This is a genomic window from Sodalis sp. (in: enterobacteria), from assembly GCF_036327475.1.
Classification (GTDB): Bacteria; Pseudomonadota; Gammaproteobacteria; order Enterobacterales; family Enterobacteriaceae.
In genome coordinates, this window is record NZ_CP132913.1 from 206,286 (window position 1) to 230,585 (window position 24,300).

At 55.6% G+C, this 24,300-nt stretch carries 23 protein-coding genes and 8 pseudogenes; 22 read left to right on the forward strand and 9 right to left on the reverse strand.

The features are described from left to right. Positions 1–12 precede the first annotated feature (12 nt). A complete protein-coding gene (gene aroC, locus GPOALKHO_RS01140) occupies positions 13–1,110 on the forward strand; it encodes a chorismate synthase (RefSeq protein WP_406702594.1) in 1,098 nt (365 codons plus the stop codon). A gap of 121 nt (positions 1,111–1,231) precedes the next feature. Further along, on the forward strand, positions 1,232–1,432 hold the full coding sequence (locus tag GPOALKHO_RS01145) for a penicillin-insensitive murein endopeptidase (protein ID WP_406703309.1): 201 nt from the start codon (positions 1,232–1,234) through the stop codon (positions 1,430–1,432). Positions 1,433–1,904: 472 nt separating this feature from the next. Here GPOALKHO_RS01145 and GPOALKHO_RS01150 read toward each other — a convergent pair whose 3' ends face one another. Next, a complete protein-coding gene (locus GPOALKHO_RS01150) occupies positions 1,905–2,147 on the reverse strand; it encodes a hypothetical protein (protein WP_406702596.1) in 243 nt (80 codons plus the stop codon). Between the two features lie 36 nt (positions 2,148–2,183). Further along, positions 2,184–2,480, reverse strand: a complete 297-nt coding sequence (locus GPOALKHO_RS01155; RefSeq protein ID WP_406702598.1) for a hypothetical protein — start codon at positions 2,478–2,480, stop codon at positions 2,184–2,186. A gap of 445 nt (positions 2,481–2,925) precedes the next feature. On the opposite strand from GPOALKHO_RS01155, the gene fabB reads away from it, so the two are divergent. Beyond that, positions 2,926–4,137, forward strand: coding sequence for a beta-ketoacyl-ACP synthase I (gene fabB / locus GPOALKHO_RS01160; protein WP_406702600.1), 1,212 nt, complete (start codon positions 2,926–2,928; stop codon positions 4,135–4,137). A gap of 1,066 nt (positions 4,138–5,203) precedes the next feature. On the opposite strand, the gene GPOALKHO_RS01165 is transcribed toward fabB, so the two are convergent. Together GPOALKHO_RS01165 and GPOALKHO_RS01170 are read right to left on the reverse strand one after the other, a co-directional pair. Continuing rightward, positions 5,204–5,419 (reverse strand): hypothetical protein, encoded by a 216-nt coding sequence (locus GPOALKHO_RS01165; protein WP_406702601.1) that lies wholly within the window; start codon positions 5,417–5,419, stop codon positions 5,204–5,206. A 130-nt stretch (positions 5,420–5,549) separates the two neighbouring features. Then, positions 5,550–5,957 carry a hypothetical protein gene (locus tag GPOALKHO_RS01170; protein ID WP_406702602.1) on the reverse strand — a complete coding sequence of 136 codons (408 nt, stop codon included), beginning with the start codon at positions 5,955–5,957 and terminating at the stop codon, positions 5,550–5,552. 140 nt (positions 5,958–6,097) lie between these two features. Here GPOALKHO_RS01170 and pdxB point away from each other — a divergent pair, with 140 nt between their 5' ends. The 10 genes and pseudogenes from pdxB to GPOALKHO_RS01220 form a co-directional block, all read left to right on the forward strand. Beyond that, entirely contained in the window at positions 6,098–7,231 is a 1,134-nt protein-coding gene (gene pdxB / locus GPOALKHO_RS01175) for a 4-phosphoerythronate dehydrogenase PdxB (RefSeq protein WP_406702603.1), read from the forward strand. A 261-nt stretch (positions 7,232–7,492) separates the two neighbouring features. Then, on the forward strand, positions 7,493–7,729 hold the full coding sequence (locus tag GPOALKHO_RS01180; RefSeq protein ID WP_406702605.1) for a hypothetical protein: 237 nt from the start codon (positions 7,493–7,495) through the stop codon (positions 7,727–7,729). After that, on the forward strand, positions 7,690–8,154 hold the full coding sequence (locus GPOALKHO_RS01185; RefSeq protein WP_406702607.1) for a hypothetical protein: 465 nt from the start codon (positions 7,690–7,692) through the stop codon (positions 8,152–8,154). The genes GPOALKHO_RS01180 and GPOALKHO_RS01185 overlap by 40 nt, the downstream gene beginning before the upstream one ends. Positions 8,155–8,342: 188 nt before the next feature. Beyond that, entirely contained in the window at positions 8,343–9,128 is a 786-nt protein-coding gene (gene truA, locus GPOALKHO_RS01190; protein WP_406702608.1) for a tRNA pseudouridine(38-40) synthase TruA, read from the forward strand. A gap of 39 nt (positions 9,129–9,167) precedes the next feature. Further along, positions 9,168–9,527 (forward strand): annotated as a pseudogene (locus tag GPOALKHO_RS01195) (hypothetical protein); the annotation flags it as partial. 229 nt (positions 9,528–9,756) lie between these two features. After that, positions 9,757–10,677: an acetyl-CoA carboxylase, carboxyltransferase subunit beta gene (gene accD, locus GPOALKHO_RS01200; protein ID WP_406702610.1), complete on the forward strand. Its 921-nt coding sequence runs from the start codon at positions 9,757–9,759 to the stop codon at positions 10,675–10,677. 82 nt (positions 10,678–10,759) lie between these two features. Then, positions 10,760–12,031 carry a bifunctional tetrahydrofolate synthase/dihydrofolate synthase gene (gene folC / locus GPOALKHO_RS01205; protein WP_406702611.1) on the forward strand — a complete coding sequence of 424 codons (1,272 nt, stop codon included), beginning with the start codon at positions 10,760–10,762 and terminating at the stop codon, positions 12,029–12,031. After that, a complete protein-coding gene (gene dedD, locus GPOALKHO_RS01210) occupies positions 12,021–12,647 on the forward strand; it encodes a cell division protein DedD (protein WP_406702613.1) in 627 nt (208 codons plus the stop codon). The genes folC and dedD overlap by 11 nt, the downstream gene beginning before the upstream one ends. Before the next feature lie 138 nt (positions 12,648–12,785). Then, a complete protein-coding gene (gene cvpA, locus GPOALKHO_RS01215) occupies positions 12,786–13,271 on the forward strand; it encodes a colicin V production protein (protein ID WP_406702614.1) in 486 nt (161 codons plus the stop codon). Positions 13,272–13,502: 231 nt separating this feature from the next. Then, positions 13,503–14,301: pseudogene (locus GPOALKHO_RS01220) on the forward strand (hypothetical protein); the annotation flags it as partial. A gap of 290 nt (positions 14,302–14,591) precedes the next feature. On the opposite strand, the gene GPOALKHO_RS01225 reads toward GPOALKHO_RS01220, so the two are convergent. Further along, positions 14,592–14,858, reverse strand: coding sequence for a hypothetical protein (locus GPOALKHO_RS01225; protein ID WP_406702616.1), 267 nt, complete (start codon positions 14,856–14,858; stop codon positions 14,592–14,594). Between GPOALKHO_RS01225 and GPOALKHO_RS01230 the strand changes: the two are divergent. The 4 genes and pseudogenes from GPOALKHO_RS01230 to GPOALKHO_RS01245 form a co-directional block, all read left to right on the forward strand. Next, a pseudogene (locus GPOALKHO_RS01230) lies at positions 14,839–15,314 on the forward strand (transporter substrate-binding domain-containing protein); the annotation flags it as partial. The gene GPOALKHO_RS01225 and the pseudogene GPOALKHO_RS01230 sit on opposite strands and share 20 nt — an antisense overlap. Positions 15,315–15,366: 52 nt before the next feature. Then, positions 15,367–15,585, forward strand: coding sequence for a hypothetical protein (locus GPOALKHO_RS01235; RefSeq protein ID WP_406702618.1), 219 nt, complete (start codon positions 15,367–15,369; stop codon positions 15,583–15,585). Positions 15,586–15,652: 67 nt separating this feature from the next. Next, positions 15,653–15,850: pseudogene (locus GPOALKHO_RS01240) on the forward strand (amino acid ABC transporter permease); the annotation flags it as partial. Then, positions 15,834–16,557, forward strand: a pseudogene (locus tag GPOALKHO_RS01245) (ATP-binding cassette domain-containing protein). The pseudogenes GPOALKHO_RS01240 and GPOALKHO_RS01245, both read left to right, overlap by 17 nt. 343 nt (positions 16,558–16,900) lie before the next feature. Here GPOALKHO_RS01245 and GPOALKHO_RS01250 read toward each other — a convergent pair. Next, complete coding sequence (locus GPOALKHO_RS01250) at positions 16,901–17,053, reverse strand: hypothetical protein (protein ID WP_406702620.1); 153 nt, start codon at positions 17,051–17,053, stop codon at positions 16,901–16,903. Positions 17,054–17,340: 287 nt separating this feature from the next. Beyond that, a pseudogene (locus tag GPOALKHO_RS01255) lies at positions 17,341–17,833 on the reverse strand (thiol:disulfide oxidoreductase); the annotation flags it as partial. A 179-nt stretch (positions 17,834–18,012) separates the two neighbouring features. On the opposite strand from GPOALKHO_RS01255, the gene GPOALKHO_RS01260 reads away from it, so the two are divergent. Both GPOALKHO_RS01260 and yfcD read left to right on the forward strand, forming a co-directional pair. Then, positions 18,013–18,165: a hypothetical protein gene (locus GPOALKHO_RS01260; RefSeq protein ID WP_406702621.1), complete on the forward strand. Its 153-nt coding sequence runs from the start codon at positions 18,013–18,015 to the stop codon at positions 18,163–18,165. A gap of 300 nt (positions 18,166–18,465) precedes the next feature. Continuing rightward, positions 18,466–18,952: pseudogene (yfcD, locus tag GPOALKHO_RS01265) on the forward strand (NUDIX hydrolase YfcD). Between the two features lie 155 nt (positions 18,953–19,107). On the opposite strand, the gene pta reads toward yfcD, so the two are convergent. Together pta and ackA are read right to left on the reverse strand one after the other, a co-directional pair. Next, positions 19,108–21,252, reverse strand: a complete 2,145-nt coding sequence (gene pta / locus GPOALKHO_RS01270) for a phosphate acetyltransferase (protein WP_406702622.1) — start codon at positions 21,250–21,252, stop codon at positions 19,108–19,110. Positions 21,253–21,326: 74 nt separating this feature from the next. Further along, positions 21,327–22,529 carry an acetate kinase gene (ackA, locus tag GPOALKHO_RS01275; protein ID WP_406702623.1) on the reverse strand — a complete coding sequence of 401 codons (1,203 nt, stop codon included), beginning with the start codon at positions 22,527–22,529 and terminating at the stop codon, positions 21,327–21,329. A gap of 395 nt (positions 22,530–22,924) precedes the next feature. On the opposite strand from ackA, the gene GPOALKHO_RS01280 reads away from it, so the two are divergent. The 3 genes and pseudogenes from GPOALKHO_RS01280 to GPOALKHO_RS01290 all read left to right on the forward strand — a co-directional run bounded on the left by GPOALKHO_RS01280 (position 22,925) and on the right by GPOALKHO_RS01290 (position 24,279). Further along, positions 22,925–23,095 (forward strand): DUF412 family protein, encoded by a 171-nt coding sequence (locus tag GPOALKHO_RS01280; protein ID WP_406702624.1) that lies wholly within the window; start codon positions 22,925–22,927, stop codon positions 23,093–23,095. Between the two features lie 473 nt (positions 23,096–23,568). Then, positions 23,569–23,949 (forward strand): annotated as a pseudogene (locus tag GPOALKHO_RS01285) (YfbU family protein). 99 nt (positions 23,950–24,048) lie between these two features. Next, positions 24,049–24,279, forward strand: a complete 231-nt coding sequence (locus tag GPOALKHO_RS01290; RefSeq protein WP_406702625.1) for a hypothetical protein — start codon at positions 24,049–24,051, stop codon at positions 24,277–24,279. The last annotated feature ends 21 nt before the right edge of the window (positions 24,280–24,300 follow it).

The following is a 24,300-nucleotide window of genomic DNA, read 5'->3' on the forward strand; positions in this document are numbered from 1 at the left end:
TAAGGAGTCCCAATGACAGGGAACAGTATTGGACAATCTTTTCGCGTTACCACCTGCGGGGAATCCCACGGCCCGGCCTTGTGCGGGATCGTCGACGGCGTACCGCCAGGTATCCCGCTTAGCGAGGAGGATCTTCAGCGCGATCTCGACCGCCGGCGTCCTGGCACATCGTGCTATACCACGCAGCGACGCGAGCCGGACCGCGTGAAGATCCTCTCCGGAGTATTCGAGGGTGTCACTACCGGCACCAGCATCGGGTTGCTTATCGAGAATAAAGATCAGCGCTCCCAGGATTACAGCGCTATCAAAGATCTCTGCCGTCCTGGCCACGCTGATTACAGTTACGAACAGAAGTATGGCCGACGGGATTATCGCGGCGGCGGTCGTTCATCGGCGCGGGAAACGGTGATGCGCGTCGCCGCCGGCGCCATCGCTAAGAAATATCTAGCGCAACACTGCGGCGTGCAGGTGCGCGGTTTTCTGGCGCAAATGGGCACTATTCGCTGCGAGCTCAAAGATTGGACACAGGTGGAGCAAAATCCCTTCTTCTGCCCGGATGTTGACCGTCTGGAGGCGCTCGATGCGCTGATGCGGGATTTAAAAAAATCCGGAGATTCCATTGGCGCCAAGGTTACGGTCGTAGCAGAGAATTTGCCTGCCGGCCTGGGTGAGCCGGTGTTCGACCGCCTTGATGCCGATCTGGCGCACGCACTGATGAGTATTAACGCGGTGAAAGGAGTCGAGATAGGCGATGGTTTCGCGGTCATCAGCAAGCGCGGCAGCGAAAACCGTGATGAGATTACTCAAGAAGGTTTTCAAAGCAATCACGCCGGTGGCATTCTCGGCGGCATCAGCAGCGGCCAGCCGGTCATCGCTCATCTTGCCCTGAAACCCACTTCTAGTATCATGGTCCCTGGTCGGACGGTGAACCGCAGCGGCGAAGTGGTGGAAATGGTGACCCTCGGTCGTCACGATCCCTGCGTCGGCATTCGTGCAGTGCCGATCGCTGAGGCTATGATGGCGATCGTGTTGATGGATCACCTGTTGCGCCAGCGTGTGCAGTGCGCGGGTGTTGTTGCGGTGCGCCGATATAGTGACCATGATGCGTAGGCTAATACGGTCTGGCTGGCGCTGGTGGCATTCGACGCCGGCGCCGTGCAGACGCCGTAGCAAAAATAGAGCATCCCATCGCCGGCTCGCCCAGCGTCATCAGCGCTTCGCCAACTGATGTATTGTCGGCGCTCAGCTGTTGCCGCTGGAGGTGGGGAATGATCGGGTGTTACGGCCGAATCAGCGGCGCTACTTCAGCCATCCGGATCTGTTGTTGCCCATCCAACGCCTGAGTAATCAGGTGAAACATTTAGGGCTGGGAGAGGTGCTAGTCGGTGATATGGCGATGCTGACGGACGGTCGGTTCAGTAGCGGACTTTAGCCACCAGTCGTGACTGGATGCGGATATTTTGTTACAGACGCCGCGTCAGCGCTGGAGCGCCTCCAACTGCTGAAACCCAGCCGCTGGATCTCATGTCGGCCAACGTCTGTGTCGTAGTGCCGTGCCTACGCTGTGTTAATTAAACTAGCAGCGGAGGATGAACGGGTCACCCGTATTTTGTCAACCCGGCCATTATAAAGATGCGGGCAGCGATCATTGGGGAATTGAGTGTGGATTGGTTAGTGGTTTTGTCCTGGCTGCTGAAATGCGTGGTTATTAAAGGCGATGAAGGCCCCTTCATACCCATTTAGCCGCGCGGGGCGCTGATGGATAGCGACGGGGAGTAGCACGGTTACGCGCGGCGATCAGTGGCGGTAGCGGACACCAGGTTCAGCTGTCCCGCGCAGCGGCTTACAACAACGACTGTCCAATTAGGAGAGTAATGCAGTCCTCCTTGCGCCCCGCGCTCGCTTCACCCACTTATGAGTCCTCTGCGCGTGGTGAGGAAGGGCTGTTGCTGAACGATCTCTTTCTTCTTCAATAAGTTGCGTATCCAGAAACGGTTGGGATTCAAGGTCTGCGCCACGGTGCGATTGACTGGCAAGGTCTCGCCAAATATCTGGGCCGCCACGATTTCCGCCGCCAGCGGCGCGCTGAACAGGTCGCTGGAACCCAACCCCCACGTATGGATAAATTGGCGAACCTCAGCCTCCAACCGTCGCTGCCATCGACTCTTAGGCCGTTGACCGGCCTAAAGTAGTGTGTTTAAGCCCCTGGCGCTCGGCAAGTTGTAGCGCGCTAGCAACAACTGCGCCGGATTGAACCAGTCTCCAATCGGGTAAATTAGGTCGTCCCGGTCGGTTTCTACCCCGACTAGAGCGGCCATGTCTTCACGCGCCACCGGCTGCATCAAGATAGTTAGCCAGCCGAAGCCAAGGATCTGGGCATTCTTGACGGCGCTTTTCTCGTCCAAGGCCAGCTGGGTAACATCGCACCAATGATGTTCAAAGACCACGCATTGTGCCGCTAGCTGTTGATAACAGCGCAAGGGAAAAACGAAATTAGACCAAAGCATCATACTGGTTGGGTGGCGGATAGAGTGTGCCCTGCCATCGTCAACGCCAAAAAATTGAGGCCGGTGCCGAATCCGGTTTCCGTTACCCTAAACACTGTCCGTGGATAATAGCTAAAGCGGGCGGGCAGACTGTTTCCTGTTGAGAAAGCGTGACGCGTTTCCGCCAGTCCATCTATCTTGATTGGGAAAATAAACGTTATCAAATTTTTAGGATGCAGGTGTGCCCTGTTCGCTCCAGTGCGCGAAGAGGAATACAATAGCGTGACGGTTCACGGCAGCAGGCTCACGGCAGGAAAAGTGGTACGATTCTAACCACGCGGGCTTTTTTTGCTAACATCCACCGATCGGACTTGTTCAGCTTACATCTGTAAGCTAAAGTGCGTGACCGAGACTCAAATATTATCGCAAGGGGTATTAAATGAAACGTGCTGTGATCACCGGCCTGGGGATCTTATCAAGTATCGGTAACGACAAAAAAGAAGTCCTGGCCTCGTTGCAACAAGGCCGCTCCGGGATTACCTTTTCTCAGGAATTGAAAGATTCAGGCATGCGCAGCCATGTCTGGGGCAATGTCAAACTCGATACCACTGGGCTGATTGATCGCAAAATAGCGCGCTTTATGAGTGATGCCTCTGTCTACGCCTTCCTGTCTATGGAGCAGGCGATTGCCGATTCCGGCCTAACCCCCAATATGGTCTCCAACGATCGTACCGGCCTTATTGTGGGCTCCGGCGGCGGTTCACCGCGCAATCAGGTTGCCGGATCCGACGGCATGCGCGCCCGTGGTTTGCGCGGCGTGGGGCCATATATGGTCACAAAAGCCATGGCTTCTGGCGTATCGGCGTGTCTGGCGACGCCTTTTAAAATTCGCGGCGTCAATTATTCCATCAGTTCCGCCTGTTCGACCTCCGCGCACTGTATCGGCAATGCAGTGGAAATGATCCAGCTTGGCAAACAAGATGTGGTCTTTGCCGGCGGCGGTGAAGAGCTGTGCTGGGAAATGGCCTGTGAATTTGATGCCATGGGGGCGTTGTCCACTCGCTACAACGAAACGCCGCAGAAAGCGTCGCGAACCTATGACGTTAATCGTGACGGCTTTGTTATCGCCGGCGGCGGCGGTATCGTTGTCGTGGAAGAGCTGGAACACGCTCTGGCCCGCGGCGCCTATATCTATGCTGAAATCATCGGTTATGGCGCGACCTCCGACGGCGCGGACATGGTAGCGCTGTCCGGCGAAGGTGCCATTCGTTGTATGCAGATGGCATTGAAAAAGGTTGATACGCCGGTGGATTATCTTAATGTCCACGGCACCTCCACCCCTGTCGGTGACGTGAAAGAGCTGTGGGCGATTCGTGAAACCTTCGGCAGCCAGCATCCGGCGTTCTCCTCTACCAAAGCGATGACCGGCCACTCACTGGGCGCAGCAGGGGTACATGAGACAATCTTTACGTTGCTGATGTTGGAGCATGGTTTTATCGCTCCGAGCGTCAATATTGACGAACTCGATCCTCAAGCGGAAGGGATGAATGTCATCACTGAGCCGACTCAGCGCACCTTGACTACCGTGATGAGCAACAGCTTTGGTTTCGGCGGCACCAACGCTACGCTTGTGATGCGGAAATACCGTTGAGCCGCGTCAGATGCGGGCGTGCCGTGGAGTGGCGGCCTTCGCGGCTCCTTTGTCGCACACCGGCGTGAGCCGTCACGCTAACCAATGCTTCCCTTTCTACCGTGATGCCCTCGACAGAGGAAAGGGTGTTGGTTTTTATAATCTCTATTTCATTAATTATCATGAACAAGCCCGCACTGTGCACGCCGAACCGGCTATGCTGGCTATTCAGGGAACAAGACGATGTTCTCGCTGTGTAGCGCGATGTTTCTGTGTTATTTAACCGTGGCGTTATCGCTATCGGTTGTCCAGTTCGTCCATGACGAGCTTGGGCTAAGTAATACCTTGGCTGGCGTCGTAGTCGGTGTTCAGTTACTGGCTACAGTACTGATCCGCAGTTACGCTAGCAGACTCGCCGACCAGTTCGGCACCAAGCTGATCAGCACTTCAGAGGATGGCGGCATGCGGACTTGCCGGCGTGTTCTATCTGCCTTTCGCCATGCTGCCGTCCCCGGTTTATCCGGTTAGGCGCTGCTGCTGATAGGACGCGTAACGCTGGGTTTTGAGCCAATCGCTAACCGACACCCTAATTGGGGCAGCCATTGGCAGGATCGCTTAGGCGGCGTATGGCTTATGGCTGACGTTCCTCTCGCTGGATGGGAAGCGCTCGGCCTCGCCCTACCTGTGGCTAGCGACGGATCCCGGTTTGGTACTGTTAGGGCTGGCTTGACCGGCGCTGGATGCCATACGGTAGGTGGCTACAGCGTGTTTCAGGATGTTGCCTATGCCCTGCCGGACTATTACGCGCCTCGGTATTTAGCGCTGCCATGCTATCGCGCTGCGCTGACGTTGCCGTAACGCTGCTGAACAGCACCTGTGTGCGTGCAAACGGCGGATTTCGCGCCGGCCTACCATGGTAACGCCTCCCGTGCGGCGCTAATCGCGCAAAACCGCGTTTGCTGCAGCACAACCGTTGTCGCCCGTGCCAACTCGCCGCAGGCCGGCGGCAGTTGCGTCCAGCGCAGTAACCACCTCAACCGCGTTCATCGTCAATCTTTCCTCGCGCCTATCCTGGCGCCGTGCCAGGCTATCGGTGGGTCAGCAGCCAGACGACAAGCAGCGCCACGGTGACAAACACCAAGATCACCAGCGGTGAACGCGCTGCGCGGACGGACCGCGGCTCGTGTTCCGTCGCGATGAGTGGATGAGTCATCGGCTGAAGCAGTCGGACATCGGTGGTTAAATGCTGGCTGTGGGTGCGGCTCAGGCGATAAATAAATAAACAGATACAGATACTGCACACCGTGTCAACCTAGGCGCTAATTTCGCCAGGGTGGGATGCCCTTACTGCGGCAGCGTAAGATGGCTTTGTAAAAACTGGCTTAACAGCGGGAAATAGCGGGCAAGAATCGGATTGCCGGATTTCAGCCTCATCATGCGATGCAGACTTTCCCAGCGCGATCGGCGTTTCGCCGATCAATGCCGCCAATCTTGTAATGAGCTGACTGATGACCTAGTGTGCCGCCGCCAGCAGAGTGTGATCGGTCCGGAATATCCAAGCCCGCTTTGCAGTATTTCGCGGGTTTGCTGGTACTCAGAGCCAAGATGCGGGTAATCAGCCGCTCAGGCGCGGTGCGCTGGACGGTGGTCAACAGCTGATCAGGGCCGGCGGCGGTGACGTCTGACACCGTGGCGGCGTACCGGTAACTGGTTGGATGGCAGACGGTGAAAATCCGGCGCGACGGCGCGAACGCGTGCGGCTGTAGGGGACTGATAATAGCAAGCCCCGCCGCAAAGGTAGCCTTTGGCGCCTGGAGGCATTTTCTGCCGGACTGGCTCATTAGACTGTGCCACGCAATCTTAGCTGGTTGCGTTGACGACAATGGCAAAATGAAGTGTGATAGAATTGTGATTCCTGTGCATTCGGTGGCAGAATATTCCCAATTTAACGTTTGAGAGCGGGGTATTACCGGAGTCTAATGTGAAAATCCTGGTCGATGAGAATATGCCCTACGCCAGTGCGCTGTTCGGTCGCTTGGGCGATGTACAGGCGGTAGCGGGCAGAGCTATTCCCACGCCGGCGTTGGCGCTGGCCGACGCGCTAATGGTGCGTTCGGTGACCCGTGTCGACGGCGCTCTGCTCGATGGCAGCCGAGTCGCGTTCGTCGGTACCGCCACCGCTGGAACCGATCATGTGGATGAGGATTGGCTGGCGCAGGCGGGAATTAGTTTTTCCGCGGCCCCTGGCTGCAATGCGATTGCGGTAGTGGAATATGTTTTTTCCGCGCTGCTGTGGCTGGCTCAGCGCGACGGTTTCGCCCTACGCGATAAGACCGTCGGCATTGTCGGCGCCGGCAACGTCGGCGGCCGTTTACAGCGGCGGCTGAATGCGTTCGGCGTACGTACTTTGTTGTGCGATCCGCCGCTGGCGGAAGCAGGGGCACCGGGCGACTGGCAGCCGCTGAAAAAGCTGGTGGCTGAGGCGGATGTGCTGACTTTTCACACGCCGCTCACCCGCGACGGCCGGCATGCGACCTGGCATCTGGTCGACGAGACGCTGCTGGCGGCGTTGCCGGCCGGCCGTATTATCATTAATGCCTGCCGAGGTGCGGTAGTGGATAACGCCGCCCTGCTGCACACGCTAGAACAGGGTAAGCCCATGGGCGTAGTGCTGGACGTCTGGGAGCCGGAGCCGGCGTTGTCGCTGCCGCTACTGGCCCGCATTGATATCGGTACCGCTCATATTGCCGGCTATACGCTGGAAGGCAGGGCGCGCGGCACGATGCAGATCTTCAATGCCTACAGTGCCTTTGTTGGCAGCGACGCGCGCGCGAGCCTGGCGGCGATGTTGCCGCAACCGGCGGTGGATCGTATCCATCTACGCGGTGCTATTGATGAAGAAGCGCTGCGCCTGTTGGCGCATCTGGTCTATGATGTGCGGCGTGATGATATGCAGTTGCGTCGCGCGGCCAGTCTGCCTGGCGAGTTTGATCGCTTGCGTAAACACTATTATCAGCGCCGAGAGTGGTCGTCGCTCTGCGTAGAGACCGACGACGACGCCGCTGCGAATACTTTGCAGCAGCTGGGGTTCCAAGCCAGGCCGGCCGTCGATTAAGGCCGCGAAAGGCATATGATGTCTTTGGTGTCGAGTGATGCCCCATCGCGCCGGCGGGCGCGTACTCGCTCACGCATCCTCAGGCCTGTGGCGGGCAGCGGATACGCCAATGGCATCTCACCACATTTTGATGACGCATACTGCCGCGGAGCGCCATAGAGTATCTCAGTAATGGGAGACGGCAATATCGCCCTTCTTGGGGCAACTGGATATTGTACAAGAACGCCAATTCCTGTTAGGGGAACTTTTTAGTGAGACGGTGTGGATCAACGAGCAAATCTCCAGGTCAGTGAAGCGACGCAATTTGACTGGTCGCAGGCGCAGTGTTTTTATCGCCGGCGCCAGATCTCGGCGCTGTATGCCGCTGACGCCGCCGTCGGCCGTCTGGTTATGGATGTCGGTGACCTGTTCACCCTGGAACCGGACGTCCTGCTCGTGGCGCTGGGGTTAATGATGATGTGCTTGTCGATTACCGAAACTGTAGCATGGTGGCAGTAGCGGATGCCCTGATCAGTCAATTACTGCTGGCGGTAAAACCCCTGACTGGTTTGTTGGGTCAGAACGCGTGTCTGTTGAATGGTTTGGCCTCTGAGCCCGGCTTCTTTCCGCGTCATTTGCCGCCGCTGCTGCCAGACGATGCGGGATCGGCGCGTAGCGAGCGCCGCCTGGTAGGCGAAGTGCGCAAATCCTGTGCGATGAGGGGCTACTGTTTCGGTCAGCAGCGTGCAACGCCGATGTTCTACGGCCATACACAGCTGGTGCATCTGGAAACGCTGCCGCCAATGCAATGCCGCAGAGAGATACGCGTGGCGCTGGCGGCCAGCAAGGGGCTGACCTTGAGCGATGAGCCGAACTACCCGATGCCGGTGGAAGGTGCCTCAGGGAATGTCGATCTGAATATTGACTGTTTGCGTATTACGTAACGATTATGGCATACCTGATTTACTGTAATTCTGGTCAGTAGTGGGCAATGTTCACTTCGGCGGTGCATTGATGGCGGCACTTACTGCGGAAAAACTGATAGCCGAGACTAACGCATGGTAATGGCGCAAACGGCGCTGCTCTCAGGGGTTGGACGAAGCGCCGGCGTCGGCGGCCAATTGGTGGCGTGATGAAGCTGGCGCTCGGAATTGAGTATGACGGCAGTGCGTACTACGGCTGGCAGCGTCAGCAGGAAGCGCCCAGTGTGCAGGCGTGTCTTGAGCGCGCTCTCTCGACGGTCGCCAATGAGCCTGTCGTGGTTCACTGTGCCGGACGTACCGATGCCGGCGTGCACGCGACGGGGCAGGTCGTTCATTTCGACACCCGGGCGCGCCGGCCGGCCACCGCCTGGACGCTAGGCGTTAACGCCAATCTGCCCCATGATATCGCCGTGCGCTGGGCGGCGCCGGTGACGAACGATTTTCATGCGCGTTTCAGCGCCACCTCCCGGCGCTACCGCTATCTTATTTATAACCATCGCCTGCGTCCGGCGCTACTCGGCCGCGGGCTGATGCACTATTATCACCCCCTTGATACGCCATCGATGGCGCGCGCGGGCCAGTGTTTGCTTGGAAAGCAGGATTTCACCTCTTTCCGCGCCCTGCAGTGCCAATCGCGTTCTCCATGGCGCAACGTGCACCATTTGTACGTCACGCGTCAGGGGCAATATGTAGTTGTGGATATCAAAGCGAATGCTTTTGTTCATCATATGGTTCGTAATATTGTAGGCAGTCTGCTGGAGGTAGGTTGCGGCAACCGGCCGGAAAGCTGGATAGCCGAACTGCTGGCGTGCCACGACCGAACTCAGGCCGGCGCTACCGCCCCGGCGGAGGGGCTTTATCTGGTGGCAGTGGAGTATCCATCGCGTTTCGCTTTGCTTTCGCCGCCGCCGGGGCCATTATTTCTAGCGGAGTGACCGCTCATGTCTATCGCGCTGCATTGATGGAATAACTGCATGAAATATATAAAATTTATCATCGATTTTATTTTACATATCGATCTCCACCTGGCAGAACTTGTGGCGCAGTACGGTGTTTGGGTATACGCTCTCTCATTTATGATTCTGCTTTGCGAAACCGGTCTGGTAGTCACGCCTTTCCTGCTAAGGACTTGCTGCTGTTTGTTGCCGGGCTTGATATTCATGTGATTGTGCTTTTAAAGGTTCTGGTAGCGATCGCCGGCGATACGATCAATTGTGCCATTGGCCGCCTATTCGACGAAAAGCGGTTCAGCCACCCCGTCAAAACTATTCCGACGAAGCTATCTAGAAAAAACCATTTATGCCCGCCACGGTGGTAAAACGTGCGCTATCGCCACCCGCCCGATGACGGTAAAAGTGAGCAATTTCTCGATGCCGCAAAATGTGTACAAAGTACAGAGTTTTCTACGAAAAGTCGCTGACTGTTATGGTTTAATTGGAAACTTTTCGGCGTAGAGTGCGCAAAACGGCGGCCTTCCCGCCGCGGTAAAGGTCAAGTATATATGTAAAGGTCAAGTATATGTAGCGGCCTGGCGGATGTCAGGTTCAAACAGAAAGGTTATCGATGAGCTGGATTGAACGAATTCTCAATAAGAGCACTATCACCTCGGCACGCAGGGCGAACATTCCCGAGGGCGTATGGACCAGATGTGATAGCTGCGGACAGGTACTGTACCGCGCAGAGTTGGAGCGCAATCTGGGGGTCTGCCCCAAATGCGATCACCATATGCGCATGACCGCACGCGCACGCCTGCGTGCTTTCCTGGATAAAAGAAGCGAGTCAGAACTCGGTAGCGAGCTGGAGCCGAAAGATATCCTGAAGTTTAAGGACTCAAAAAAGTATAAGGATCGCCTGTCTGCGGCCCAGAAGGCCACCGACGAGAAGGAGGCGCTGGTGGTAATGAAAGGCACACTGTACGGCATGCCGGTGGTCTCCGCGTCCTTTGAATTCGCCTTTATCGGCGGGTCGATGTCCTCTGTTGTCGGCGCACGTTTTGTGTGCGCTGTTGAGCGGGCAATGGCGGACGACTGTCCACTGGTATGCTTTTCCGCCAGCGGCGGCGCCCGTATGCAGGAGGCGCTGATGTCGCTGATGCAGATGGCCAAGACCAGCGCTGCGCTGGCGCGGCTGCGCGAACGGCGGTTGCCTTACATTTCGGTTCTGACCGATCCCACTATGGGGGGCGTTTCGGCCAGTCTGGCAATGCTTGGGGATTTGAACGTCGCCGAGCCGAAAGCGCTGATTGGCTTTGCCGGCCCACGCGTAATTGAACAGACGGTGCGTGAAAAACTGCCGGCCGGCTTTCAACGTAGTGAATTTCTGCTGGAAAGGGGCGCCATTGATCTTATCGTGCGCCGCCCGGAAATGCGTCTGCGTCTTGCTAGCCTGCTGGCGAAACTGACAAATCGACCGCAGCCGCAGGATCTATTGCCGCACGAACCGCGCCCTGATGTGGGCCCAGAGGATTATCAGGAGGAGGCCTAAACGAACGGCGCAAGCCCGCCAATAGCCATCTGCCGTGGCGGGCAGGCTTAGTGATAACCCAGCATAAGTCAAGAACGGACATATGGAAAATCTGCCTATCCCCCAAGCCACGTCGCCACTGACCGCGTGGTTTCGTTATCTTGAACGTCTGCACGCCAAACCTATCGATCTGGGCCTGGAGCGAGTTAACTATGTGGCTACCGACCTGCATCTGCTACGCCCGGCTCCCTGTGTCATTACCGTTGGCGGCACCAACGGTAAAGGCACCACCTGCCGGCTGCTGGAAGCCATCTTGCTGGCCAGCGGCATGCGGGTTGGGGTCTATAGCTCGCCGCATTTACTGCGCTACACCGAACGGGTGCGTATCCAGGGCAATGAATTGCCAGAAGCCGCCCATAGCGAGGCGATGGCGATTATCGAAACCGGTCGCGGCGCCACCTCTCTCACTTATTTCGAATTCGGTACGCTCGCGGCGCTACAGCTATTCCGGCAAGCGTCGCTGGATGTGGTGATCCTGGAGGTTGGGCTGGGGGGGCGGCTGGACGCCACTAATATCATTGACGCCGACGTATCCGTGATCACCTCCATTGCCCTCGATCATACCGATTGGCTAGGGCCGGATCGCGCCAGCATTGCGCGAGAAAAAGCCGGTATCTTCCGGTGCGGCAGGCCGGCGATTGTGGGTGAGCCCGATCGGCCGGATACCCTCGACGCCGCCGCGGCCGATATCGGTGCCATCTTGTATGCCTGCGACCGCGATTGGTGGTGGCACCAGGATGGCCAGCACTTGCACTGGTGGGACGGCTTGTGCGAGCTCACGGCTCTGCCGTTGCCTGCCATTCCCTTGGAAAATGCCGCCACCGCAGTGGCCGCTGTTGGCTGCCTGCCGTTCACGGTGCCGGAGGCGGCGGTGCGCCATGGGTTACGAAAGGCTGCGCTGCCTGGACGTTTCCAGTGTATCGACCGAGTGCCGTTAACGATACTAGACGTGGCGCACAATCCCCACGCCGCCGGATACCTGGCCCGGCGTCTGGCGGCCCTGCCCCATACCGGCAAGGTGCGGGCGGTGGTTGGCATGCTGGCGGATAAAGATGTCGTCGGCACGCTCGCTTGTCTGCGTGGGCAGGTGGATGTCTGGTATTGCGCCTCCCTCGATGGGCCGCGCGCCGCCAGTGCCGCACAGCTAGCCGCCCATCTTGACAGCGACGCGCAACGGTTCGAGGACGTGCTAAGCGCCTGGCATCAGGCAACAGCGGACGCTTCGCCGGAGGATTGCGTGCTGGTTTTCGGCTCTTTCCATGCCGTGGCACCGGTCATGGCGCTGACTGAAAGGGAGAAATATTGTGGCGAGTAAATTTCAGAACCGCCTGGTGGGGACTATTATCCTTGTCGCCCTTGGCGTCATTATTTTGCCTGGCTTGCTAGACGGTAAAAAGAAACACTATCAGGACGAGTTCGCTGCTATTCCGCTGTTGCCGAAACCAGGCGACAGCGATAAGCTCTATGCAACGCTGCCAGCCAACAGCGGTCAGCTAGCGGCGCCGCTGCCCAATGTCGCCAGGGGTTCTCGCCAGCCGGAAACGCTGGCGACACCGGAGATAAAAACTACGCCGCCCGTGCTAGCTAAACCCGAGCCTAAACCGGTCGCACGGCCTGAGAGCAAGTCGGTACCCAAACCGCAGGCGCCTAAGCCCGACAATGGGTCGGCCGCCGAGCAGGCGCCGAAAGGGCAGGCGTGGGTGGTGCAGTTGGGCGCGCTAAAAAACGCCGATAAAGTGTCGGAGATTGTGACCAGGTTGCGGCTGTCCGGCTACCGCGTTTATACCTTACCATCGGCGCCAGTTCGGGGACAGATTACGCGGATATTTATCGGTCCGGATGCATCCAAGGAAAAACTGCAATTCGCGCTCGACGAATTGAATCAGTTGAGCGGCCTTAACGGCCAATTGCGGCCCTATGGCGTACGTTAGGCTTTCGCCGTTCCTAACTACGGGTGCGACCCGATGCCAGTGCCAGATATAAAACGCTGCTCCGGCGCGGTAGGATGCTCACCTTCTACACGGGGCAGTAGAAGATAGCTGAGCTGGCGAATTTTATTGGATGCATGCATGATCTTGGTTGATTACGTCATTATTGGTATCATTGTTCTTTCCGCTTTTGTGGGTCTAATTCGCGGGTTTGTGCGCGAGGTATTATCTTTAGTTACCTGGGGTTGTGCATTTTTTGTCGCCAGCCATTGCCATGATTACCTTGCGATATACTTCACCCGCTTTGAAGAGCAGATGGTACGCAACGGCATTGCGATTGCCCTGTTGTTCGTGGCGACCATGATTGTTGGGGCGATCGTTAATTGCGCGATTAGCTCACTGGTGGAGCGGAGCGGTTTATCCAGCACCGACCGGATCCTTGGCGTCTGCTTCGGCGCGCTGCGGGGCGTTCTAATCGTGTCTGCAGTGCTGTTCTTTCTTGACGCCTTCACTGGTGTCTACCACGGCCAGGAGTGGCAGCAGTCCAAGCTGATACCGCAGTTCAGCAGTATCATCAGATGGTTTTTTGACTATTTGCAAAGTACGTCGAGTTTCTTACCGAGGTAGTAGGTTGTACCGGTAACGCTGATGAGGAAATCGGAATCGCCGGTTTTATGCCGGCAAACCAGAGTGTCTATCCATTGATGCATTAACGGCGCTGTAGCACCGTGGGCAGGATGCGGCACATTAAATTGCTTTCGCCTCCGTAAAGCCATGGACTGGTTAAGGATGTTTCAAGGGCTCATATGCAGCGCTTTCAGGGCAATTATGGGGAGCGAGCCATGTTTTGCTACACTACCTGACCGACAGCAGACAAGCGCCTCCGAGGCACAGCTGTTTTACGTTACTTCCCGTTCGGCATTACCCTGGCGCACAACAGTAACCTGACCAACGCTCACGAATTGCGTAAAAGTTGTTTGGAAAGGAGCGACACCATGTCAATACTACCTCCTACTCGAAAATCCTGTTTAGCGTCAACGCACTCTTGCGGGCGGGCGCAACGAGTATATTGTGGCCTCTGAAAGAATGGCGCCGGATACGCTTGGCTTCGATTTCCTGACATCTCGCCGGGCGAGGCGATGCATATCGCGGCAAAAGGGAAGCTATTTACCTGGCAGTGCGCCGAAAACCTCCGGCGCCATCCGCGTCCGTTCGAGTATATCTATTTCGCCCGGCCGGATTCGTTCATCGATAAAATCAGCAGGTTCGCCGGCAGTTGGTGCGCCGAAAGCGTAATATTGATGGACGACTCCATCGTGCGCGGTACGACCTCGGAGCAAATCGTGGAAATGACGCACTAGGCTGGCGCCCGTCACGTTTACCTGACCTCTGCTGCACCAGCATCCACTTCCCGAACCGCTACGGCATCGATATGCCCAACGCGTCAGAGCTGATTGCCCACGGTCGCGAGGTCGACGAAATCCAGTAACTTATCGGCGCTGATACGCAGATATTCCATGATTTGGCCGATTTGGAACAGACGGTGCGGGAAGATAATTCCGATGTGGAACAATTTGAATCCCGGTGCTATCTCTATTTGGAGTCACTGCCCAACGACAATTCCGAAGCACTACGCGCCCAGACCGAGGTCGAAAACCCTCTCCGGTATCGTCCGTGCGCGGCGGATATGGTACTAAAGGAGCGGCGCTGGTTTCAGCTCGTGGTGCGTGAAACGCTGCTGCATCTGGGCCACTTGCGCCTGATGACCATTGCGGCCGAGCTCGTCGCGGTCATCATGCCCAGGTCCTGGCCTTTTACTGGTCTGCCCAAACAACGATATCATTTGATCGACCGCACGCTCAATTCAATCTAGTGCGGCCGTAAAATCTGCTCCAGCGTTAGCATGGTGGCTGACACTTGAGTCAAGTCATATATTTAATTTTATAATTAATTGTTAATATTATTAAAACAATGAATATACTGGATAAAGCGTTGCCGACGGCGATCGTACGCGATGGGTGGCGCGCCTAATGCAGCGCGCGTTTGTTGCGGCGTAAAGGTGTGGGGCGGCGTAAAGGTGTGGGTTCGACGGGTCTCGCCGCGTTCAGCGCCATGCGCCCCGGCGGCGCGATACATGGCATGAAATATGCAATAGTTCAAGCGGAATTTGCGGCGCTGGCTTAGGTGGGGCAGCATGTTTGCTGCAGTATCCAAAACATCAAAATTGGCTCCGACTGCGCCCCTTTTAGCGGTGGTTGGTTTCGACAGCGATTTAGCCAAAAATCTGTGCAAACGTATTGAGGCAAGTGTGCCTTCGTCGAAAGCGATTTCGATGCACTGATCCCGTCGCTGGAGACGAAAAAATCGATTCAGTTATCTCATCGCAATTACTAAAACGCCAGCAGGAGCTCAACGTTACCGATAAGCTTTCTGCGGGGGTCGACACAAGAAACCTACACCAATGCAAGGTGACAGTCGAAGGGCATGGATGTGGTCGCTTATCAAAACCAGGATCTGATCTATGCCGATTTGATCTCCGGCCGCATCGATGCGGCATTTCAAAACAAGGTCGCCGGCAGCGAAGGCTTCCTGAAACAGTCCGCGGGAAAAAGTTATAGTCTCACCAGTCCAGCGGTGAAAGACGACAAATTCTTCAGCATCGGTACCGGTGAGACTTACAAGGAATGGGTCACGCCGGTATTTCTCCCCCAACAGGACAGGTATGATTGATGCTTTTGCGTATTCGCAATTGATTATCAACGGCGCGCTAGTGACGCTTAAGCTGGCGGCTCAGCTCCGTTTTACTGTCGGTGGTGATCGATCTTTTATCGACGTCGACAAACTTTCCTACAGCCGCTTGCTGACGGACTGCTTTGAAGACCATACTACTCTGATCGCGGCGTGCCTGATCTGGTGCTCGGGCCTCTGTTTTGCGCCATGATGCGCTTCGCTCTCGGGTGGTATACTGTCCCTCCAACGGCGTACCGCTGTAGCTGGCACGGCGCTATGAAGTGATTTTAATGCTGCACTCCACCGCCATGGTTCTGGATACATTAAAATAGCCCGCGATATCAACTCGGCAACCTATCAGCTATTTTATACCTTTGGCATTGCCGCGGTGATGTATCTGATAATCTCTTTTGGTTTGATTAAACTGTTTAAACAGGCGGGCAAAGCGCTGGCTGCGCCATTTCAAACCGCAATAACACACGTGCAGGATACGCATACAGAAATCAAACTGTCGAGATCCAGGAGCTGCATAAACGCTATAGTGACTATGAAGTATTGAAAGGCATGTCGATGGAAGCACATACCGGCAATGCGATCAGTATTATCGGATCCTACGGGTCGGGCAAAGGTACCTTTTGCGCTGCATCCACTTCCTGGAAACATATGGTGCGCGATTATGACGGCCAGATAAAAATGTTTGACAAAAAGCAGTTGCATTCCAGTATTTTGTCTCTTGAGACCTATGACTGTACTGGAAAACATTATGAAGCACCAGTGCAGGTGCTAGGTCAAAAACGACGCGCGCGAGCGCGCGGTGCGCTATTTGGACAAAGTCGGTATCGATGAACAGGCACGCACCAAATACCCCATCAACCTCTCCAGCTGGCAGCAGTGCGTTTCCATTGAGCGCGATGGTAATGGAGCCAGAAGTGCTATTGTTTGATGATCCCATCGGCGCTGAACCTAGAGCTGTTCGGTGAAGTGCTGCGTATTATGCAAAAGCTGGCCGAAGAGGACGAGGCTGTGCGCCATGTTTACAATCACGTCATCTTTCTGAATCAGAGGATTATCGAAGAGCATGGGCGCCGTCGGCGATATCATGGGCGCCGTCGGCGATATTCGCAACCTGCAGAGCCCGCGATTGCAACAGTTAAGTAACCGCGTCGATCTGTGGTTAGCATGAACAGCAGCGTGTTGACGCTATCATCGATGTGGATCTAGGACATAAACTGGGTGCCGTCGCCGATGGGGTCTCACCTAGCGCAACTTTGTACAGCGGCAAAAGCCTGCCAAGCAGGCCGTCGTCGGCGGCCTACACCACGACAGTGCGCGATAGACACACGCGGGTTTTCACTGCGGCCAGTAGCGCCAAATCCTCCCAGTCAGCGCATAGCGTGTGGGCGAAATCGATAAATCGGCGGTCCATCCTTGTCCACCATGACCTCATCCTGATCGCCATATCAGTAGATTCAACTGGCCGATAACGTCTCAACGGCTCTGGCGTACGGTTGTTTTTGCTCGTCGGTTCAGCGGCGTTTTGCGATAGGCTCGCCGGCAAGGTTTATCACCGCATCGAACTCGTTGAGGTGCGCCAGCGTAGTCATAGTGGTAATTTTCGACCCAAGCGTCTGCTGCGGGCGCTGGGCGTCGCGGGTCAACATGGCAACATAGTGCGACAAGGTCTGTAGTCCATAATCAGCTATCGGCTAATCAGCCTGAACCCGCCGGTCACTAAAATTTCATGGTGGCGTTCTCCGCCAGACGTCAATCGCTACGCGCGGACCGCGGGGTGTGTGGCAGCGATGGCAAACTCCATTCTGCCTAAAGCAGAGACCGCGGCGGCGGTAAATGCCAAAGTGGACGCAGCGTCGGAATTTGCGCGCTACCGAGGGTTTAGCCGTTGGCTCGCCGCCAGGCGCGCTACACCACCGGACGGGTATGGATTTTATTCTCTCATAGGACACCGCCAGGGGTAAGTGGCGATATCGGCGATACTGTGCACTTGCGATATAGCAATGGTTATGCGACTACTTGTCCAACACGCCGTACAGCTGCGTGGTTTTGGTACGGTAGCGATTGATGGTGTAAGGAACTTTTTCCGTAGGTACTGTCTACAGTGGTGGTTTGGCCAAGCACCGGGCCGAACCCCGCTATTTGCCAGAAGAACCACTGCAGGGTGGCGTGACGTTCACGTAGTTCGTGCAACAGCAGCTGGCCGGTTTTCCCGTCAAATAGAGTAGAATTGGCGCCAGATTCAAACAGCCTTAACGGCGCACCGCCGGCTGGTTGTCGACAATCGCTGGGATTTTGTTATTCAGCGAGATGGCTAGGAAGGCCGACTTGAATTGATCGCCGGCGCTGATATCCAAGCGGTGAAACTGATAAGGTACCCCGGTCTCCTCTAAAAACAGTGCAATTTTATGGCCATTGGGCGTGAGCGCATAATAAACGTCGAGCATAAAGCCTACTTAGGATAACGCGAATAAGCGGCATGATGAGCGGACTTATGGTGCAATAACGCTGCATCGGCCACTGGCGACGGGATAGCGCTGACGTAGGCGGGGTAAAGTTTGTTAAGCTTGGACTGCTGTACTGCCTGTGCAGGGGTGGCGGACCAACGCGTGTACAGGAGAAGGGAATGGAATTAATGATAGTGTCAAAGGTCGCCGCCGCGCTTAACGCTTATTTCCGGCGGATTATCACGGTACGCGGTAATTGCGACAGTGAATTTCCCTTTAGCGCGCCTTGGGCGCAGGTTTTGCTGGGGGAAACGCGGCAGCTGTTTCATTAGTCCGGTGCATCTGCCTCCGCTGGCGCCCGGCTACGCGTTCTTATGCAGCTACACCCACATTCCGTAGGCGGAGAGGCTGGGAAGCGTATTCTGTTCAATCCGGGATCGGTCAACTTACTCAAGGGCGGTTTTCCGGCGAGCTATGATCTACTGGCGGACAGTTGGTTACAGGTACTGTTTTAGATGGCGGGGAAACTATTTAAATTACGTAATCTCACCGCGCGGGCAGTTCGCGCTATTGCATAAGAGTGTCATAGGATGGAGCAACAGAGTCAGTCTGCCGGTGAGGAATAGGTCGACATTGTCAATAAAATATGAAGTTATAGCCAAGGCCAGCCGTCAGCAGATGCGCGCGCGGAACGTCTGCGTCACTGTGCCAGTTATATTGTGGTGCATGATGGTTCTGGCAATATTTTTGGTTTAGTATCGTACAGCCAGAAAAGATCTCTATCCGGGCTGTCTGGATGCGATCGCTGGCGACGTGGTGCAGAGCGGTGAAGGGATGCTCGTTCTGCCCATCGTGAGGTGGAAGAAGGGCTAGGCATTGCAGATGTGCTGTTCGCTGAACACGGGTGATTTGATTTTGAGAATACTGCCTACCGGGTGTGTGGATCGCTGTTTAGTTACGTGACTCGTGGCCCGTTCGCGCTACAAGGAGCGAGGTGGAAGCGGTCAATTGACTAACGCCGGAGGAAATACTGGCCGCTTCGACGAGTTCACCCCGGACTCCCTGAAAGCGTTATCACTGTGGCTGAGCCGCAATGATACTGTGGCTGAGCCGCAATGATGGCCAAAGCTTTGGAAAGCCCTTGGCCGCGCAGCGCGGGTCACCTTCGCGCATGGGCTAAATGTAGGCGTGCTATGGGAGGTTGCGCCCTGCTAGCTCGGGCAGGGCAAAACGCCGGCCTCAGACCGGCGTGGTCATATCTGACAAACACGGAATTAGCCTTCCGCCTGTTTCGACTGAATGGCGGTCAGCGCGATCGTATAAACGATATCGTCCACCAGCGCGCCACGCGAGAGGTCGTTGACCGGCTTGCGCATCCCTTGCAGCATCGGGCCGATAGAGATCAGGTCCGCCGAACGCTGTACCGCTTTATAAGTGGTATTACCAGTGTTCAGGTCAGGGAAGATAAAGACCGTCGCCTGACCCGCTACCGGTGAGTTGGGTGCTTTCAACAGCGCGACATCGGCCATAATGGCGGCGTCATACTGCAGCGGGCCGTCGATGACCAGATCCGGGCGCTTTTCCTGCACCAGGCGCGTGGCTTCACGCACTTTTTCGACGTCGCCGCCGGCACCGGAGTTGCCCGTCGAGTAAGAGATCATCGCAACGCGCGGCTCAATACCAAAGGCGGCAGCGGAGTCGGCCGACTGAATGGCGATTTCTGCCAGCTGCTCGGAGGTCGGATCCGGGTTGATGGCACAGTCGCCATATACCAGCACCTGCTCAGGCAGCAGCATGAAGAACACCGACGACACTAGCGAACTTCCTGGAGCAGTCTTGATAAGTTGCAGCGGCGGGCGGATGGTATTGGCCGTGGTATGCACCGCCCCTGACACCAGGCCGTCCACCTCGCTCTGCTCCAGCATCAGCGTGCCAAGCACTACGTTATCTTCCAGCTGTTCGCGCGCCACCACTTCGGTCATGCCCTTGCTTTTGCGCAGCTCGACCAGCCGTGCGACATATTTCTCGCGCGCCACTTCCGGATCGATGATTTCGATGCCGTCGCCGAGCGTAACGCCCTGTACCGCGGCCACACGCTGAATTTCATCGGGGTTGCCCAATAGCACGCAGTGGGCAATACCGCGCTCGGCGCAAATGGATGCCGCATTGACAGTGCGCGGCTCATTGCCTTCCGGCAGCACGATGCGTTTGCCTGCTTGACGTGCCAGCTCGGTCAACTGATAGCGGAACGCCGGTGGCGACAGGCGGCGCGAATGTTCGGAGCTGGCGGATAGGGATTCAATCCAGGTATTATCGATGTGGCCCGCGACATAGTTTTGCAATTTTTCCACCCGGCTATGGTCGTCAGCCGGCACTTCCAGGCTGACGCTCTGTAGGTTGAGTGACGTCTGCCATGTATTGGTCTGCACGGCAAACATCGGCAGACCGGTCTGGAAGGCGCGTTCACACAACTGCCGAATGCGCGGATCGATATCATAGCCGCCGGTCAACAGCATCGCGCCGATTTCCACTCCGTTCATCGCGGCGAGACAGGCGGCGACCAGCACATCGGGACGGTCGGCGGAGGTCACCAGCAGTGAACCTCGGCGGAAATGTTCCAGCATGTTCGGCAGGCTGCGCGCGCAGAAGGTGACGGATTTCACGCGGCGGGTCTGAATTTCCCCTTCGTAAATAATGGTGGCACCTAAATGGCTGGCTATGTCAATGGCGCGCGTGGCGATGAGATCGGAATTCCACGGGATGCAGCCCAGCACCGGCAGCGGGCTATTTTCAAGCAGCAGGTTCGGATCCACGTTGGTAACGCTGGCCTTGCTGGAGTCGTCGAAAATTTCCGACAGGTCAGGACGGGTGTGACCTTGCTCATCTACCGGCGCGTTCAATTTATTGACGATAACGCCGGTAATGTTTTTATTTTTTCTGCCGCCGAAGCTTAAGCGTACCAGCTCGATGCGTTCTTTCAATTGGTCTGGCGAGTTGTTGCCCAGCGAGAGCACGAAAACGATTTCGGCGCTCAGTGTGCGGGCGATTTCATAGTTCAGCGCGGTAGCGAACTGGTGTTTACGCGTGGGCACCAATCCTTCCACCAGAACCACTTCCGCTTCTTTGGTGTTGGCATGATAGTGGGCAATGATCTCTTCCATCAGCACGTCTTGCTGGTTGGAGCCCAGCAGAGATTCCACATGACTCATGGTTATGGGTTCGGCGAAGGGAATGGTAGAATTGGTGCGGATAATACGGGTGGTGGCGTCGAGGGTATCATCACCAGATCGGGACTGGGCGATGGGTTTGAACACGCTTAGGCTCACTCCCTTTTGTTCCATGGCACGGATTACGCCGAGGCTAACGCTGGTCAGACCGACGCTGGTGCCGGTAGGGATCAACATGATTGTGCGGGACACGGCTAAACCTCTTTCAACGGTTGCTCGTTAGTCAAAAACAGCTCCGCCGGACAAAACTGGCAGGGAGATGAGAATTATGCGGTCAGACGCGCGGCGTCCTGGGCGATGACCAATTCCTCGTTAGTTGGGATGACGATAGCTGGGCGGCTGGCGTCGACGGTGATCACGCCAGCGTGGCCGAAACGCGCGGCCAAGTTGCGTTCGTGATCTACCTCGAAGCCCAGTAGCGCCAGTTTTTTCAGCGACAGTGCGCGCACCATCGCGGCGTTCTCGCCGATGCCGCCGGTAAAGATCACCGCATCCAACCGTCCGTCCATCAGCGCGCTATAGGAGCCGATGTACTTGGCCAGACGGTGGCAGTAAACATCCATGGCACGGCGGGCGTCGGCTTTATCACGGTAGTTGTCTTCGACATAGCGACAGTCGCTGGTCACGCCAGTCAAGCCCAGCAGACCGGATTCTTTGGTCAACAGGGTGTTGATACGGGCGACTGACATGCCTAATACATCGTGTAAATGGAACACGATAGCCGGATCAATATCGCCGCTACGGGTACCCATCACCAGGCCTTCCAACGGAGTCAGCCCCATGGACGTATCTACGCACTGTCCGTTTCGGATGGCAGAAACGGAGCCGCCGTTGCCTAAATGGCAGGTAATCACATTAAACTGGTCAACCGGCTTGTTAAGCATCTTGGCCGCTTCGCGGCTGACATAAAAGTGGCTGGTGCCGTGGGCGCCGTAGCGGCGGATAGCATGTTCTTGATATAAGGAGTATGGCAGGGCATAAAGATACGATTCTTCCGGCATTGTCTGACAGAAAGCAGTATCAAAAACTGCTACATTCTTTTGTGCCAGCTGCGGAAATTCTTTCAGGACTTCGCGGATACCGACAAGATGCGCCGGATTATGCAGCGGCGCAAACGGGATGGAATCCTCGATGCCTTTTAATACCTCGTCATTGATAATGACTGACTGTGTGAACCGTTCACCACCGTGTACGATGCGGTGGCCGATGGCGGTTAATTGTGTGGATAGTTCCGGTTTTTGTGCCAAAATAGTGTTAACGATAAAGTGCAGCACTTCACTGTGCGCGCTGCCGGTACCCAACACCGCTTCTTTCTTGACGCCGTCCATCTTCCATTTGATACGTGCTTCCGGTAGATTGAAGCACTCGGCGAGACCGGAGATATGTTCTTCACCGTTGGCGGCATCGATAATGGCGAATTTCAAAGATGAACTGCCACAATTAAGAACTAGTACTAGTTTACTCGACATGGAAGTACCTACTTGTTATGTGTGGTTAATAGTTCGTCAAACAGGCCTTAATCGTCGCGCATTCCGGCGCTGACATTCATGATTAATACTATGGATGCGGTGAATTCGTTGTTATAATGTCGGCAATGCGCTCATGCGACCCTGATGTGTTAGCTCTATTCGGCTTTTGCCTGTTATAGCCGGCCTGAACGCGTGGCACCGCATGCTAAGCCACGTGGCACGGAATAGGATAACGAGAGACAGCGGTAAAAACAAAATATATTTAAGTGTTATAAAATGCTTATTGAAATTGTGCGAGGATTTTAATCATTGCTCATAAAGTTGAGAGCCGCTATGTCGGCGCTCCCTTCTGATTCGGTAAGTTGGTAAAAAATTTTTAATGCGGACAACACCATATGTGCCCGTCGAAAAGCCTGGTGCATATCTTCACTGAACACCGTGTGGTTCGCGCTACCTATTTCGGCGTGCACGACATGCCAGCGGTCGCGGTCTTTACCCTGAACTGGCAAATTGTCCTCGGAGGAGCAGCTCGGTCTCGCGGTGGCGACCCCTATCTTTGCCTGTAGCTTGCCGATAAGGCCTGCGGTGACTCGGCAGGCGGTCGGTTACGCCGACGCCTTTGTTATTGAACTAGTTCCACGAGATGCAGCAAAAGCTCAATGAGGCCGGCCAGGGGCTGACGTTGATGGAAGAGGTACCGACCCATCAGATGTTGGCTGAAGTGTTAAAAGAGCATTTAAGCTACTAAAGCGTTTCTGGATGACTTGTAAATTCTGCCGCTATAAATATTTCATCCGGTTATGCTTTACATCAAATAAAGCGGGTTTTGTATTACTCTGGCGTTCAGCGCTATGCCATATCTGACGCCTGCGAACTTTCCTGTCGCGGCCAGGCTTTTAACACCAAGAGTGTTTTATGGACATGACCAACGCCCAACAGATTATCTTGTCAAATCAATACAAAATGATGACCTTGCTTGACCCCGGCAACGGCGTATCGCCGATTGCAAACCATCGTCGAGCGCGGCTACGGTCTTCAAATGCGCGAGTTGGATCGCGATTTCGGCGCGTTGAGCGAAGAAGTTTACCGTATTATCAATATCATGGAAATGCATCACGTCATGCAGATGTCCTGGTCCAATTTGAAGGACCGCCATGACATTAACGAACGCCGCCTGACGTTTTCGGTTTTGATGCCACTACGAATGCCCGCTGTTTTGACTATTGTCCGTTTTATGGTATTCACCGAAGAGCGCTATACCAACTTTGATTCCGGTACCCGCGGTTTCAACGCCTAGACAAAAATATGGGATAAATACCTGCGTATGTTGGCTGTCTGGCAGACCTGCCCGCGTCAATATCACCTGAGCACGGTGCAAATCATCGCAGCTTGTGTGCGGTTGAGGTTTATGGGACTTTGATCGATTCGTTGCCGGCGGTGGAACTGGCCTTGGGCAACTGGGCGTGGTGTCACAGCACACCGGAGGTAGAGGTGTGATATTATCCACAAAGCCGAAGAGATGATACAGCATGAATTTCATCTGCTGAAACGCTTTGAAGCCGAAACCATCGACGGCGTAAGCGCGCTACCGGGCGCACACGAGCTGTTGAACGACACCAACCACCTACAGTCTGATCTGTTTGCTGCACCAGTTGGTGGTGACGTATATCCTGGTGAGTCGCTGAGAGGCCGCCTGATTGCACAAAATAGTTTGAGCCCCCTCGCCGAGAGTTTTTATAACATACCGTAATGTCTGTATTAAGACTGGGAT

Excerpts from the sequence above, each read along its gene's own strand:
- aroC (WP_406702594.1), top strand. The coding sequence starts at position 13 with ATGACAGGGAACAGTATTGGACAATCTTTTCGCGTTACCACCTGCGGG.
- fabB (WP_406702600.1), top strand. The coding sequence starts at position 2,926 with ATGAAACGTGCTGTGATCACCGGCCTGGGGATCTTATCAAGTATCGGT.
- GPOALKHO_RS01170 (WP_406702602.1), bottom strand. The coding sequence starts at position 5,957 with ATGAGCCAGTCCGGCAGAAAATGCCTCCAGGCGCCAAAGGCTACCTTT.
- truA (WP_406702608.1), top strand. The coding sequence starts at position 8,343 with ATGAAGCTGGCGCTCGGAATTGAGTATGACGGCAGTGCGTACTACGGC.
- accD (WP_406702610.1), top strand. The coding sequence starts at position 9,757 with ATGAGCTGGATTGAACGAATTCTCAATAAGAGCACTATCACCTCGGCA.
- folC (WP_406702611.1), top strand. The coding sequence starts at position 10,760 with ATGGAAAATCTGCCTATCCCCCAAGCCACGTCGCCACTGACCGCGTGG.
- cvpA (WP_406702614.1), top strand. The coding sequence starts at position 12,786 with ATGATCTTGGTTGATTACGTCATTATTGGTATCATTGTTCTTTCCGCT.
- GPOALKHO_RS01235 (WP_406702618.1), top strand. The coding sequence starts at position 15,367 with ATGATTGATGCTTTTGCGTATTCGCAATTGATTATCAACGGCGCGCTA.
- GPOALKHO_RS01260 (WP_406702621.1), top strand. The coding sequence starts at position 18,013 with ATGGAATTAATGATAGTGTCAAAGGTCGCCGCCGCGCTTAACGCTTAT.
- ackA (WP_406702623.1), bottom strand. The coding sequence starts at position 22,529 with ATGTCGAGTAAACTAGTACTAGTTCTTAATTGTGGCAGTTCATCTTTG.
- GPOALKHO_RS01280 (WP_406702624.1), top strand. The coding sequence starts at position 22,925 with ATGTGCCCGTCGAAAAGCCTGGTGCATATCTTCACTGAACACCGTGTG.
- GPOALKHO_RS01290 (WP_406702625.1), top strand. The coding sequence starts at position 24,049 with ATGATACAGCATGAATTTCATCTGCTGAAACGCTTTGAAGCCGAAACC.